Here is a 14,037-nt window from a genome sequence, read left to right on the forward strand (position 1 = left end):
GTCCGCCGCCGTCCGCCGAACAGCCGGCGGCGGAACCGGCCCGGCCGGACCTCTCGACCCGGACGGCGCCGACGGCCGGGTCCGTCGGCTCGGCGGTCCTGGTCGAGGAACGTCCGGAGCATTCGCCGGACCACTCCTCGGGGGAGTCGTCCGGCGCGCTGAGTCCCGAGCACGCCGACCTGCCGCACGACCGGTTCCTGGACCGCGAGCGCAGCTGGCTGGCGTTCAACCAGCGGGTGCTGGAACTGGCCGAGGACGACTCGACCCCGCTGCTGGAGCGAGCCCGCTTCCTGTCGATCTTCGCGAGCAACCTCGACGAGTTCTTCATGGTGCGGGTCGCCGGCCTCAAGCGGCGGATCGCCACCGGCGTCGCCACCCGCGCGGCCTCCGGCCGCCGCCCCCGGGACGTCCTGGAGACGATCTGGACCAGCAGCCGGGCGCTCATGGAGCGGCAGGCCGAGTGCTTCGAGCGCACGATCTCCCCGGCGCTGGCAGCCGAGGGCATCCATCTGCTGCGCTGGCCCGACCTCACCGAGCAGGAGCAGACACGCCTGTTCTCGTTCTTCCGCAAGCGCATCTTCCCGGTGCTGACGCCGCTGGCCGTGGACCCGGCGCACCCCTTCCCCTACATCTCCGGGCTCTCCCTCAACCTGGCCGTGGTGGTCCGCAACCCCGCGACCGGCCACAAGCACTTCGCCCGCGTGAAGGTGCCGCCGCTGCTGGCCCGGTTCCTGGAGGCGTCGGCCCAGCGCTACGTCCCCGTCGAGGACGTCATCGCCGCCCATCTGGAGGAGCTGTTCCCCGGAATGGAGGTACTCGACCACCACATCTTCCGGGTCACCCGGAACGAGGACCTGGAGGTCGAGGAGGACGACGCGGAGAACCTGCTCCAGGCGCTGGAGAAGGAGCTGCTGCGCCGCCGCTTCGGGCCCCCGGTCCGGCTGGAGGTCGAGCGGTCCATCGACCGCGAGGTGCTGGACCTGCTCATCCGCGAGCTGAAGATCACCGAGGAGGAGGTCTACGCCCTGGCCGGGCCGCTGGACCTGACCGGCCTCGACGACATCGCCTCGCTGGACCGGCCCGAGCTGAAGTTCCCCAAGTTCATCGCCGGCACCCACCGCGACCTGGCGGAGGTCGAGTCGGCGACCGCCCCCGACATCTTCGGCGCGGTCCGTGAACGGGACGTGCTGCTCCACCACCCGTACGACTCGTTCTCCACCTCGGTGCAGCTGTTCGTGGAACAGGCCGCCGCCGACCCGGACGTGCTCGCCATCAAGCAGACGCTGTACCGCACCTCCGGCGACTCCCCGATCGTGGACGCCCTGATCGACGCCGCCGAGTCCGGCAAGCAGGTGCTGGTGCTGGTCGAGATCAAGGCACGGTTCGACGAGCACGCCAACATCAAGTGGGCGCGGAAGCTCGAACAGGCCGGCTGCCACGTCGTCTACGGCCTGGTCGGGCTGAAGACGCACAGCAAGCTCTGCCTCGTCGTCCGGCAGGAGGGCGACCACCTGCGGCGCTATGCCCACATCGGCACCGGCAACTACCACCCCAAGACGGCCCGCATGTACGAGGACATCGGGCTGCTCACCGCCGACCCCGACGTCGGCGCGGACCTCTCCGACCTCTTCAACCGGCTGTCCGGCTACAGCCGTCGGGACAACTACCGCCGGCTGCTGGTCGCGCCGCGCTCGCTGCGGGACGGGTTGATAAGCCGTATCCGGCGAGAGGTCGTCAACCACCGCGAGGGTCGACCGGCCGCGGTCCGGATCAAGGTCAACTCCATCGTGGACGAGCGGGTCATCGACGCGCTGTACCGCGCCTCGCAGGCGGGTGTTCCGGTCGACGTATGGGTGCGCGGCATCTGCGCGCTGCGCCCCGGGGTACCCGGACTGTCGGAGAACATCCGGGTGAGGTCGATCCTCGGCCGCTTCCTGGAGCACTCCCGGGTCTACGCGTTCGGCAGCGGTGGCGACACCGAGGTCTGGCTCGGCAGCCCCGACCTGATGCACCGCAACCTGGACCGGCGCATCGAGGTGCTGGTCAAGGTCGCCGACCCGGCCCACCGGCACACCCTGAACCGCCTGCTGGCGACGGGTACTTCCGACTCCACCGCGTCCTGGCACCTGGGCCCGGACGGCGGCTGGACCCGCCACGCCGTCGATGAGGACGGCGCCCCCCTGCGGGACATGCAAGAGACCCTCATCGAGGCACGGAGGAAACGACGTGGCAGCGGAAACTGAGCTGGTGCGCGCGGCCGGCTGCGTCCTGTGGCGCCGCCGACCCGTCGACGGCGCGGTGGAGGTGGCCCTGATCCACCGCCCCCGCTACGACGACTGGTCGCATCCCAAGGGCAAGTTGATGGCCGGGGAGAGCGAGGCCGACGCGGCGGTGCGGGAGGTGCTGGAGGAGACGGGAATGCGCTGCGAACTCGGCGCCCGGCTCCCCACCACCCGCTACACGGCGGAGGACCGGCCGAAGGTCGTCACCTACTGGGAGGCGCGCGCGACCAGCGGAGCGTTCGTGCCCAACGACGAGGTGGACCGCATGGTCTGGCTGGACCCGCCCGAGGCCCGCCGCCACCTCAGCAACCCGTGGGACCGCCCGCTGCTCGACGCCGCCGCGGCGGCGGCGTGGGACGGCGGAGCCCCCACCACGGCCGGCGCCCCGGCCGGCGGCTGAGCCAGCAGGGCCGCGCGGGTCGGGCCGCCCAGACCGGGCCGCGCGGGACGGGCCGGGTGCGGCCGGGACCGGGGCCGGGTGCGGTGTCCGTCCGACGGGCGCCGCATCGGGCCGGCACCGGCCGGTTCGGGGCCGGTCGTTGTTGTCGGCCGACAGCGTCAGGGCGTCTGCTGCTCCCCGGCGCCCAGTTCCACGGCCAGCTCCATGCAGCGCAGGCGGGCCGGGGAGAAGTCGTAGGGCATCATGCCGACGGCCTCGCCCGCGCTGATCGCGCCGGGCGCCCGGCCGCCGCCACCGTGCCCGGTCTCGTCGTCGGCCGGGTGCGTCTTCTCCCAGGCGTCGAAGAGGGCGTCGTCCCTCTCGTTCTGGCCGGACCCCTCCATGACGGCGTTCAGCCTGCTCTCGAACGCGTGCCGCTCGCCGGCCACCCGGGCCACCTGCGGGTCGTCGACGGCGACGCTGTCGTCGAGGGCCTCCTCGGCCGCGTCGATCCGGTCGGACGCCTCGCGCAGATCGGGGTCGCGGGCCAGTGCGACGAACCGGCCGGCCTGGACGGCAGCCCCGAGCGGGCCGAAGATCCGCTCGGTGACCAGCAGCGTGTCCAGGTCCGCCTGGCGCAGTGAGCTCCCGGGGACGCTCGTGAGGCGTTCGGTGACGAGGTCGGAGAGCAGGCCCATCCGGCTGCCCTCGGCACGCATCCGCTCCACGGCGACGCGCTGCCGCCGCAGCTCCGACTCCTGCTCGGCCAGGGTGTCCGCCAGCCGCTTCAGGGTGTCCTCGATGGAGGCCCCGCCGGCCGCACCGGCGGCTGCCGCGCCGGGTGCCGCACCGGAGGCTGCCGCATCGGCGGGTGCCGCACCGCCGGTGAAGGCGTCGCGGATGTCGTCCAGGGCGATCCCGGCGTCGGCCATCCGGCGAATCCACAGCAGGCGGATCATGTCCTCGTACCCGTACCGGCGACGGCCGTCGCCGCCGCGCTCGGGCTCGGGGAGCAGCCCGATCTGGTGGTAGTGGCGGATCGCCCGCGGCGTGGTGCCGGCGAAGGCAGCCGCGTCCCCGATCGTGACCTGGCGTGGTGAGGTGATGCGGGCGCGCATGGGCTGGGGCCTTTCTCGCAGGATCGGGACGCGGCTCCAGCGCACCACATGCCGCTACGGAAGGTGCAACCCCGCACGCACCGCGCCGCGCCGCGCCATGCTGTGACGTCTGCTCGCTTTCGGCGACGACCGCAGGGCGTCCGCCGCACCGGCGGCCGACCGGCCTCACCGGTGCGGGCAGCCGCCCGGGCACCCGGCGTACGGCACGGCTGCGGGGCAACGCCGCCCTCCCCGCTGGGGCGGGTTCCCGCGGAGCCGACCGACCGCGGGGCGCGAGGACTGCGGTCGACGGGCGGTCCGCCGCCCGCCGCCCGTCGGTTCGCCGGGCGGCAGTCCGACGGCCGGCCGCCGCTACTCGCGGAAGTCGTCCAGGTCCATGTTGGACAGCCCCAGGTTGGGGAGCATCGAGCCGACCGCGTCCGCGCGGACCCGGAAGTCCAGCCCGATGTCGTCGGTCATCGGCATCACCAGGACGCGGCTCCCCGGCTCCCGCAGCGTGACGGCATCGGCGAGCACCACCACGTCCGCGATGATCCCCTCGCTGCCCCGGTTCCGGGTCTGCGCCAGGACCTGCTCGGGGGTGGCGCCCTCGAAAGCCGGGTCGTCCACGAACTCGATCGCGTCGCCGTAGCCGTCCTCGGAGCCCGGGAACGGGGCGGACACGGTGGCGATCAGGGCGGCCCAGGCCGCGTCGTCGCCGAAGTCGGTGCGGACCAGCAGGTCGAGACTGCTGCCGAGCAGCGGGAGCGGCCGGTGCGGCCGGGTGTAGAGGGGCGGGTCGTCGCGGGTCTCCAGCGCGGCCCCGGCCGGCTCGTACAGGTCGTCCTCGGTCACCTCGTCGCCGTCCTCGACCTCCCACTCGGGCTCGATCGGCGCGTCCTCGGCGAACTGCTCCAGGTGGAAGGAGGTGCAGGGCTGGTGCAGCACCAGGTAGGCCATGGCGGCCTGCCGCGGCGTGATCCAGAACGCCGCCACCTCCCGTTCCTCCTCGTCGTCGTGGCCTGCTTCGTCGTCCTCTTCTTCGCTGTCCATCAGCGGGCCGAAGGCCAGGAGCGGGCGAAGCTCCGCGTTGACCGTCGTCCGGTCGTCGGTGAGCAGCACCAGGTCCGGGGTCCACGTGCCGGAGGCCGCCAGCGCTGCGGCGATCTCGTCGGGCTCCGCGCCCCGCCACGCGGGTTCGTGGGCGATGACGAGGCGGCGGGGGATGGTGTCGGTCCGGTCCGTGGAGTCCGCGACACTCGCGCTGTCCGTGGCGTCGAGGCCGGTGCCGTCCGGGCGGCATCGGCCGGGCAGCTCGCCCATGCGGGAGAGCACGTCCTCCCAGACTTCGTCGTCGTCACCGGTGCGTATGAGCAGCATCCCGGGCACGCGGCCGGTTGTGTCGGCAGGGGGGAGGGGGAGTGGGGGCCGCATGGGCTGACACCTCGTCGATCGGGCGGAACGATGCCCAAGTCCTAACATCAGCTGCTGACATCGCCCCGCTGACCTCCGGACCGCCCGCGTCCGCACGACGTCTCGTGCACCCGGTGGCGACGGCCGACCAGGGCACGAGCCCGCGCTGGGTTCGCGCCCTGGCGGGGTTCGAGCAAGCGCGGGTTCGAGGTCGGGCGGGTTCGTGGCCGTGCGGGGTCGCGCGCGGGCCGGTTCGGTCACGTGCGGATTCGATCGCGCGCTGGTTGGGCCCCGTGCCGATCCGCGTGCGCACCGAGCGGATCGCGCGCCGACCCGAGCCGGTGTGCCGTCCGGCGCTCGGCTGTCGTGAGGCTCAGCCAGCGCGTGGTGCGACGGCGTCCCAGCGCACCGTGATCTCCCCCTGCCGCCAGCGCCGCGGTCCGTCGGTGAGCGGCCAGTCGGCGGCGACCGCGCGGGCGGTGGCGATCCACCGCTGCCGGGCGCCCAGCGCGCCGTACGGTGCGGCGGTGGCCCATGCGCGGTCCAGGTCACGCAGCAGCGCGTGGACGGGTTCGCCGGGGACGTTCCGGTGGATCAGCGCCTTGGGCAGCCGCTCCGCGAGGTCGGACGGGGTGTCCAGCCCCGCGAGGCGCGCCGCGAAGGTGACCGTGCGCGGGCCCTCGCGGCCCAGCGCCACCCAGACGTGGCGGCGGCCGATCTCGTCGCACGTGCCCTCCACCAGCAGCCCGCCGGGAGCGAGCGCGCCGGTCAGCCGGGCCCAGGCGGCGGGCACGTCCGCTTCGTCGTACTGCCGCAGCACGTTGGCGGCGCGGATCAGCAGCGGGGGAGCGGTACCCGCCGGCAGCGGCACCTCGAAACCGCCCCGCAGGAACCGCAGCCCGTCCCGTTCGTACGGCAGGGCGGCGGTGACCCGCGCCGAGTCGATCTCCACCCCGGCGACCTGGGCGTCGCCCCGCACCGTGCGCAGCCGTCCCAGCAGCTCGACGGCGGTCCAGGGCGCCGCGCCGTAACCGAGGTCGACCGCCAGCGGCGGAGTGGCGCTGCCGCGCAGCACCGCGCCGTGGGCGTCGGCGATCCAGCGGTCCATGCGGCGCAACCGGTTCACCCCGGTCGTCCCCCGGGTGATCGTGCCCACGGGGCGGGACGGCGGGCGGGCGGCGTGCATGGACCCAAGCGTAGGCCGGAGCCCCCGGCCCGCTGCCGTCGCCGTCCACCCGCCCACTGCCGTCCGGCCCTGACCGGCCGCGCTTCGCGGGCCGGCGGTCGGACGGTGGCGGCTCAGCTGCTCCAGCTGCGTTCGGTGAGGACGACCCGGTACCCGTCAGGGTCGGCGAGGGGCACGCCCTGCCGGTCCCAGTAGGGGTTGTGGGACGGGACGACGGTGCCGCCGTGCTCGGTCGCGCGGGCCACGAACGTCTCGGACACCGGCTTCCCGAGGTAGACGACCAGAAGGTCCTCCGGCGTGGGCGCGGGAACGACGACGTCGTGATCGCTCGCGGTCAGTTCGAGATGCCAGGCTGCGTTCTCCGGTCCCACCATCAGCAGGTCGCGTTCGCCGGCCTCGGGACGCCCGGTCGCCCGGTACAACACTGCCAGTCCCAGGCCGCCGACATAGAACCGTTCGGCGGCGTCGAGATCCAGCGAGGGCCGAGCGATACGGATGGTGCAATGCGACTCGATCATGCGTCCCTGTGCCTCTCGCCGGTCTCTTCTCCGGCCCTGCCGGGACCGGGCAACTCACGGGACGGGCGCGGACCCGGCTCACGCCCGCCGTGGCGGCTCCCCGCAGTGGCCGGGCACGGCAGTCCCGGGCCCGGCCGCAGGCGCGGAGGTCTCAGCTGTGCGCCGCCGCCGTGCCGGGCCCGTCCGGTGCGGGCTGCCGGACGGCGTAGCCGGGCACCGACGGCCAGCGGACGGTGAGCACCACGGACTCCACCTCCGCGTGCCAGGAGTGGTCCACGCCCTTGCCCCAGACGACGTAGTCGCCCTGCTCGGCCAGGACCACGCTGCGCCCGGGCAGCTCCACCCGGAACCGGCCGCTGATCAGTACCAGCAGCGCCGTCCGCTCTTCGCCACGCACCCACTCGGCGCGCTCGTCGCCGGGCGGGTGGACGCCCCACTTGATCTCCAGGGCGTCACTGTGACGGGGGTCGCCGGGCTCCTTGAAGTGGCCCAACAGCCAGCCCCGGTCCAACGGCGCGTCCTTGCCGGCGTTCCCCACGTACACGGTGTCGTTCATACGACCGGATGCTAGACGGCAGCCGACGCGGCACGCGCACCGTGCCACCGGCGGTCCCGGCGAACGGCCGCGTGTCGGCGACCCGGAACCGGTACGGTCCTGCTGTGACCAGAACCCCGCGCGACACCCGAGACGGCGAGATGGTGTGTATGTGTCAAATGCCGGAATTTGGCAAAGTAAGTAAAATCCGGCTTGCCGCCACCTAACGCCCCAGGTCGCGCACTCTCCTCCCCGCGCATGCGGGGGTGTTCCCATGCTGGCGGTCTTCTTGGGCGGGACCCTCAGCTCCTCCCCGCGCATGCGGGGGTGTTCCCGCCTTGCCGGGCTCCAGGCGATTTTCGAGCAGCTCCTCCCCGCGCATGCGGGGGTGTTCCCGTAGCCGTGTGGATCTTGCAAGGAGGCAGAGGCTCCTCCCCGCGCATGCGGGGGTGTTCCCATGGACAAGGCGAAGCTCTACGTCGGCACTGGCTCCTCCCCGCGCATGCGGGGGTGTTCCCGCCGCAAGGAAGCCATCGCACAGGGCACCTGGCTCCTCCCCGCGCATGCGGGGGTGTTCCCCCGGAGGCCCTCGGCTGCAAGACCTGCAGGCACTCCTCCCCGCGCATGCGGGGGTGTTCCCACCGGCGCGATCGTCTACAACCTCGCGCAGCACTCCTCCCCGCGCATGCGGGGGTGTTCCCTTGGCGGACGACGAGCCACCGCCACCCATGAGCTCCTCCCCGCGCATGCGGGGGTGTTCCCGTGTGGGACCGCCTGGAGCACGCCCTCACCACCTCCTCCCCGCGCATGCGGGGGTGTTCCCTCCTTGATGGCGTCCGCGACGACGTCCGCGTCCTCCTCCCCGCGCATGCGGGGGTGTTCCCATCCGCGTGCAGTAAGAGAGGAGCAGCATCATGCTCCTCCCCGCGCATGCGGGGGTGTTCCCCACACGGGCGGCCCGCTCTGCATCGAGATCGACTCCTCCCCGCGCATGCGGGGGTGTTCCCCACACGGGCGGCCCGCTCTGCATCGAGATCGACTCCTCCCCGCGCATGCGGGGGTGTTCCCCAGTGACCGACCTTGCTGTGCGCGACGAAATGCTCCTCCCCGCGCATGCGGGGGTGTTCCCGGCTTCGCCGTCGGGATGAACCCGAACCAGGCGCTCCTCCCCGCGCATGCGGGGGTGTTCCCGTGCGGGTCTGACCCCGCTCCACCAGGGCGAGCTCCTCCCCGCGCACGGGAAACGAACCCACCGCTCTGGAAAATTGTGTGGCCCGGTGGAAGCGCGAGGATCCGAACCAACGAGGCAGCTTGCGGCAGGGCTCAAACAAGATGGTGATCACCATGGATGCCTACTGCTTTCTGATACCTCGGTCCTCCAGAAGGACGGCTACCTCCGGCACGTCCTCGAAGGGGCGCAGGTGATGCAGTATCACGCGAACCCTGTCGCTGGTTCGGTCTGACGCGATGCACTGTGAGATGTCGATGACGCGTCGTGCGACATCCGCTGCTTCCTCTGGTTCGTTGGCATCGGTGAGGGCAACTGCGAGCCAGGAGAGGTAGAGGGCAAGTTCGCGTGTGTGCGTCACGTCGTACCTGGCGAGCACGTCGCGCAACAGCGGAACCGCGCGCAGTGGCCTGCGGAGCTCCGTGTAGCAGCGTGCCTCCATGATCTTCAGCTCATCCGTGTTCATCCAGTACACGTAGCCCGGCGCCGCTCGCCCGCCGTCGTCGGCGGCGAGCGCTTCTGAGGCATCGCCCAGGGCACGGACTGCCGACCGTGCGTCCGCTGCCTTGGTGTGCGCCCAGGCGAGGCGATCCAGATACAGGGCCCGCGCTGTCGGTTGCGCTTCGTGCCCCGCCTGGTCCACAGCAGCTTGGGCCAGCGCGACGCCGTCGTCCTCGCGGCCGGTGTTGCTGAACTGGTAGGCGAGCGATCCCGCGAGATATCCGAGGAGCGTTCCGTCCTCGGCCTGTCGGGCGGCGTCCATGCCGAGGCGGTAGACGCGTTCCGCCTCCTCCGGTCGGCCGGCGTCGCTGGCGATCCATCCTGCGATCTGAGCCATCTCACCGATCTGTGCCAAGAGCGAATTGCCGACACTCTCGGTGTAGGTGCTCTCGCGGTAGATCTTCACCGTGGTGCGCAGCTCTCGTAATGCCGGGCGGATCAGATCGCCGCCCGAGATCACGTCGTCCGCGAGCCTCAGCCCGTGTGCTCGATGTGCGATGTCCTGAACGTCCCGGCTACCGAGCCTTCTTGTTCTCGTACCGCAGACGGGCGACAGCGGGTTGACGTCCGGGAGGTAGTCGCCCAAGCGCGCCTTCGGCGGTCGCAGCTCGGCTGACTCCGAGGTGAGGTCTTCCAGGCGGACGCCGAGCGCTGCAGCGATGTGCGGTAACCATTCGCGAGGTGTCCTTTTGCCATGCTCGTAGCGACTGATCTCCTGTCGCCCGACGGGCTCGCCCTGGATGCGAGCGGCTCTACAGGTCTCCCGGGCGAGTCGCGCCTGGCTCCAGCCGCGTGCCTCTCGAAGTCGCCGGATGTTGGCCCCGATCACGTTGCCCATGCACCCATTGTGGCCGACGGGTGGCCGACAGTAGGCCGCTAGCGCCTGGCCCCACGCAACGACAACGTGGTTGTGGCCATCGACACCCGGTGGGACGTAAGCGTGGTGTGTTGCCCGCGCCACAGAGAGGGAGCCGTGAGCGAGAGCACTGACGACCACCCGCGTGATGACGCCGCTTTCGAGCCAACGGTCGAAGAGCAGTACGCGCCACGGACCGCGAACCGCGAGCGAGGCGGTCCGTCTGCGTCGGCGGACGACGAGTCGAGACTGCCTACGTCTGAGCTGCTGCGCCGTTCGGCCTGCCTGACGCGCCTCATCGATGCTCATCTCAGGGCCTTGGGTCAGCGTTGACCGCGCGTCCGCCATCCGAACGGTGGCGCGAGGCAAGGTCGGCACACTTCACGGAACTGTGCTCGTGACCGGCCGCCGACTGGTCGACGGTTACTGGGCGGAGGTGAAAGTGCGGTCGCCGGAGGCGGGTGGGGAGTGGTACTTGTCCGGTGCCTGGCTGGACACGCCGGAGGAGGCCGTGGCGTGGTTGCACGGTGAGGCGGGCCGTCTTGCGGCTGTGCTGGAGGCTGTCGACGGCGACCCGGCCGAGGGGGACGGCGGCTGTGCCTGTCCGGTGTCCGTGGTCTTCCGTGAGTGGGCGGCCGACGCGGAGTTCCGTGCGGTGCAGTGCGCGGCGCTGGCCGGCGGGGAACACGTCAGCGCCAATGCCAGAGGTGCCGACCGCATCTGGGGTTCCGAGGACGTCGAGGTTCTCTACTCGCTCTCCGCCCGCCCGCTCCTGCGGCCCGCATCGGGTCGATGACCACTTGATGCGGCGCCCCCGACCCCGCCCCTGCCGGGATGGACCGACGGTTCTTCCCCTTCTCCGTCATGGCCCCGGCAGGGGCGGTGCATCTGCTGCCGCTCTCTCTGCGCCGCAACCGACCTGCGGTGCCAACGCGGTTTCCCACACAGTTGGTTCAGATGCATTCGGTGTGCCGGCGCCCACCGTCAGCCAGCGGCTGCCAGGTTCGCGCTGTCCCCGCTCGCGCACCTGTCAGACGCGGCGGGCGAGGATGTGGGCGTCGAGGAAGCCGCGTTCGGACTGTGGGTCGTGGGTCAGCTTCGCCACGACGAAGAGGCCCGCCTCGGCGGTGAGTTCCGCGAGCCGTTCGACCGGCCAGCTGTAGGCGTGTGTCACCTTGTGGTCGAAGCGGACGGGTTCCGGCTTCTCCGTCGCGAAGAACGAGGCGAGGAGCAGGCCGCCCGGTGCCAGGACGCGGGCTTGTTCGGCGAGCAGGTCAGGCAGTTCGCTCGGCGGGGTGTGGATCATCGAGTAGTGCGCCAGGGCGCCGCCGAGGGCACCGTCCGCCAGTGGCAGGGACTCCATCCGCGCCTGCGCGAAGCACAGCTCGGGGTGGGCCTGGCGGGCGTGGGCCAGCATGCCGGGGGAGAGGTCGAGTCCGAAGGCGTCCAGGCCGAGACCGGCGAGCATGTCCGTCAGATGGCCCGGGCCGCAACCGAGATCGGCGGTAGGGAAGTTGCCCGTCTCCCGGACCAGCTCGGCGAAGGTGCCGATCATGTTCCGTGAGAACGGCTGACCCTCCAGCCGGTTGGCGAACGCCGCCGCATAGCGCGCGACGACGCCGTCGTAGGCCGCGCCCGTCTCGTCCTGGTGTCCCGTCACGGCAGGAGGCTACTCCGCCGCTCCGGCCCCGCCCCGGCCGAGTGCCGCTCCTGCCGAGTGCCGCCGTCGCGCCGCTGTCTGCCGTGCGGTCACCTCCCCCGTGGGGTGACCGCACGGCAGACAGCGGCGTGGGGTACAGCGGAGCCGGTGGCTTGGCGTGACTCCAGCGACGCGGCGTGAGTCCAGCGGGTCGGAGCCCACCCGGCGGGGGCCGCACCTCAGCGGGGCGGCGCGCCCGGCGGGGCCGTGCGCCCGGCGGTAGCCGGAACCGTCACTCGTCGTACGGCCAGTTGCTGGTGTCCCAGAGCTTGGCGCGGCGCAGTGAGGCGGGGCAGTGGCGGTAGATCTCGTCGATCTCGACGACGGTCGCCAGCACCGGGCGGCGGCCTCGGTGGGCCATCGCGTCGAAGAACGGCCCGTCGGTGACGATCGTGGCGCGGCCGTTGACGCGCAGCACCTCGGAGCTGCCCGGCACCAGGAACAGCAGGCCGACGTGCGGGTTCTCCAGGATGTTGCGGAAGTTGTCACCGCGGCGGTTGCCGGGCCGGTCGGGCAGCGCGATGGTCGAGGGCCCGAGTATCTGCAGCGAGCCGGGCTCGACCCCTCGAGGGGAGGCGTCGCAGTTGCCGGCCGCGTCGGCGGTCGAGAGGACGCAGAACGGCGAGCGGGCGAGGACCGACAGGTCGTCCTCGGTCAGCTCGGCGTGGACCTTCTCGATGACCAGCGGGTGCGGGGTGCCGAGCAGCTCCGAGAGCTGGTCCGCGTCGCGGAGCGGCACGATCGGGGTCGCCGCCGGGGGCTTCGCCTCGTCCGTCGCGGTCTGCTGCTCCGGATCGGCGGTCGCCTCGGTCACGTCCAGCACGTCGTACTCCCGTCGGATACCCCAGTAGTGCAAGGTAAGGTTAGGCTAACCTTCTGGCCAGGTGTGCACCGGGTCCATGCCCGCGTGCGCCGGTAGGCGACGTCCCCATCGTACGGACACATGGTGAGTGCAACGAGCAGTAGGTCCCCCGTGCGGGACGAACCCGGCCCCGACCGGCCCGGAAGCAGCGGGACGACGGCCCCGGCCGACCGGACCCGGCCCGTCGACCTGGCCAAGCCGGCCGCGTCGGAGAGCGCCCCCGGCCCCGGTGGCCGGGCCGCACCACCGGGCACCGTGCCCGCCCGCCGGTCGCACCGGCCGGCGGTCCTCACCCTCGGCCTCCTGGGCCTGTTGGTCGTCCTCGCGGCCCTCACCTGGGCCAGCCTCGTCAACGGCTCCGGCCCGGCCGGGGCCGCCGACGTGCGCGACGCCCTCTTCGCCAAGGACCTCACCCAGCACGGCCAGCTCATCGTCTGGGAGGTGCGCATCCCGCGCACCATCGCCGGGCTGCTCGCCGGGCTCGCGCTCGGCCTCGCCGGCGCGGTGATGCAGGGCGTCGCGCGCAACCCGCTGGCCGACCCCGGCATCCTCGGCGTCAACGCCGGCGCCGCCGTCGCCGTCGTGCTCGCCATCACCCTGCTCGGCCTCAACTCCGCCAACCAGTACATCTGGTTCGGGTTCCTCGGCGCGCTGCTCGCCTCCGTCATGGTGTACGGCATCGGCTCACTCGGCCGCGACGGCGCCACACCCGTCAAGCTGGCGCTCGCGGGCGCGGCCACCAGTGCCGTCCTCGGATCGATCACCACCGCCGTCCTTCTCACCGACTCGCGGACCTTCGACCACTACCGGTTCTGGCAGGTCGGCTCCCTCACCGCCCGCGACGCCGACGTGCTCTGGCTCGCCGGACCGTTCATCTTCTTCGGCGCCGTCGTCGCCCTCGGCCTCGGCAGCTCTCTCAACGCCCTCGCGCTCGGCGACGACCTGGCGCGCGCACTGGGCCAGCAGGTCGGCCGCGCGCGACTCGGCGCAGCCGCCGCCGTCGTTCTGCTCTGCGGCTCGGCCACTGTCGTCGCCGGGCCCATCGCCTTCCTCGGCCTGATCGTGCCGCACGCCGTCCGCACCTTCACCGGCCCCGACTACCGGTGGGTGCTGCCGTACAGCGCCCTCGCCGCGCCCGCGCTGCTGCTCACCGCCGACCTTGTCGGCAGGTTCCTCGCCTCACCCGGCGAGGTACAGGTGGGCGTCGTCACCGCCGCGATCGGCTGCGTGCCGTTCGTGCTGCTCGTCCGCCGCCACCGGCTGGCCGAGCTGTGACCGCCACCGGCGGCCGGACCGCCGCACCCCAGGACCCCGATCGGGAACGCGAGACCACCGTGCGCGAGACCCCCGCGAACCCCGGCGCAGACCCCGGCGCCACAGCGCGGACCGGCGCCGGTGGCAGCGCCACCCGTGACGACGCCGCCGGCGGCACCACCACCGCCACCGCGGTCACCCCCGCCGGAGGCGTCACGCTCGCCGCC

General features: G+C 72.4%; 12 protein-coding genes and 1 CRISPR repeat array. Of the genes, 4 read left to right on the forward strand and 8 right to left on the reverse strand.

The genetic code is table 11. From position 1 onward, the window contains the following. Nucleotides 1–2,243, forward strand: a 2,243-nt coding sequence (locus HCJ92_RS03885; protein WP_245240559.1) for an RNA degradosome polyphosphate kinase, incomplete at its 5' end; no start/stop codon positions are given. Beyond that, entirely contained in the window at nucleotides 2,227–2,682 is a 456-nt protein-coding gene (locus HCJ92_RS03890) for an NUDIX hydrolase (RefSeq protein WP_338054009.1), read from the forward strand. The genes HCJ92_RS03885 and HCJ92_RS03890, both read left to right, overlap by 17 nt. Nucleotides 2,683–2,840: 158 nt before the next feature. On the opposite strand, the gene HCJ92_RS03895 is transcribed toward HCJ92_RS03890, so the two are convergent. The 6 genes from HCJ92_RS03895 to HCJ92_RS03920 all read right to left on the reverse strand — a co-directional run bounded on the left by HCJ92_RS03895 (nucleotide 2,841) and on the right by HCJ92_RS03920 (nucleotide 9,977). After that, a complete protein-coding gene (locus HCJ92_RS03895) occupies nucleotides 2,841–3,779 on the reverse strand; it encodes a MerR family transcriptional regulator (protein WP_167931976.1) in 939 nt (312 codons plus the stop codon). A 351-nt stretch (nucleotides 3,780–4,130) separates the two neighbouring features. Further along, entirely contained in the window at nucleotides 4,131–5,138 is a 1,008-nt protein-coding gene (locus tag HCJ92_RS03900) for a DUF6924 domain-containing protein (protein ID WP_245240560.1), read from the reverse strand. A 406-nt stretch (nucleotides 5,139–5,544) separates the two neighbouring features. Continuing rightward, entirely contained in the window at nucleotides 5,545–6,357 is an 813-nt protein-coding gene (locus HCJ92_RS03905) for a class I SAM-dependent methyltransferase (protein WP_167931978.1), read from the reverse strand. 113 nt (nucleotides 6,358–6,470) lie between these two features. Then, the gene (locus HCJ92_RS03910; protein ID WP_167931979.1) at nucleotides 6,471–6,875 is read right to left on the reverse strand and encodes a VOC family protein; all 405 of its coding nucleotides are present in this window, start codon (nucleotides 6,873–6,875) and stop codon (nucleotides 6,471–6,473) included. A 151-nt stretch (nucleotides 6,876–7,026) separates the two neighbouring features. Next, complete coding sequence (locus tag HCJ92_RS03915; protein WP_167931980.1) at nucleotides 7,027–7,431, reverse strand: cupin domain-containing protein; 405 nt, start codon at nucleotides 7,429–7,431, stop codon at nucleotides 7,027–7,029. 224 nt (nucleotides 7,432–7,655) lie between these two features. Beyond that, a CRISPR array of direct repeats spans nucleotides 7,656–8,601; the repeat unit is 29 nt; unit sequence CTCCTCCCCGCGCATGCGGGGGTGTTCCC. A 161-nt stretch (nucleotides 8,602–8,762) separates the two neighbouring features. Then, nucleotides 8,763–9,977, reverse strand: a complete 1,215-nt coding sequence (locus HCJ92_RS03920) for a helix-turn-helix domain-containing protein (RefSeq protein WP_167931981.1) — start codon at nucleotides 9,975–9,977, stop codon at nucleotides 8,763–8,765. Nucleotides 9,978–10,392: 415 nt separating this feature from the next. On the opposite strand from HCJ92_RS03920, the gene HCJ92_RS03925 reads away from it, so the two are divergent. Continuing rightward, complete coding sequence (locus tag HCJ92_RS03925; protein ID WP_167931982.1) at nucleotides 10,393–10,791, forward strand: hypothetical protein; 399 nt, start codon at nucleotides 10,393–10,395, stop codon at nucleotides 10,789–10,791. Nucleotides 10,792–11,025: 234 nt separating this feature from the next. On the opposite strand, the gene HCJ92_RS03930 is transcribed toward HCJ92_RS03925, so the two are convergent. Beyond that, nucleotides 11,026–11,655, reverse strand: coding sequence for a methyltransferase domain-containing protein (locus tag HCJ92_RS03930; RefSeq protein WP_167931983.1), 630 nt, complete (start codon nucleotides 11,653–11,655; stop codon nucleotides 11,026–11,028). Between the two features lie 271 nt (nucleotides 11,656–11,926). Then, nucleotides 11,927–12,508, reverse strand: a complete 582-nt coding sequence (locus tag HCJ92_RS03935; RefSeq protein WP_420824668.1) for an MSMEG_1061 family FMN-dependent PPOX-type flavoprotein — start codon at nucleotides 12,506–12,508, stop codon at nucleotides 11,927–11,929. 129 nt (nucleotides 12,509–12,637) lie between these two features. On the opposite strand from HCJ92_RS03935, the gene HCJ92_RS03940 reads away from it, so the two are divergent. Beyond that, nucleotides 12,638–13,831, forward strand: a complete 1,194-nt coding sequence (locus HCJ92_RS03940) for a FecCD family ABC transporter permease (protein ID WP_209310696.1) — start codon at nucleotides 12,638–12,640, stop codon at nucleotides 13,829–13,831. Nucleotides 13,832–14,037 lie beyond the last annotated feature (206 nt).

This window comes from Streptomyces spiramenti, from assembly GCF_012034385.1.
Classification (GTDB): Bacteria; Actinomycetota; Actinomycetes; order Streptomycetales; family Streptomycetaceae; genus Streptomyces; species Streptomyces spiramenti.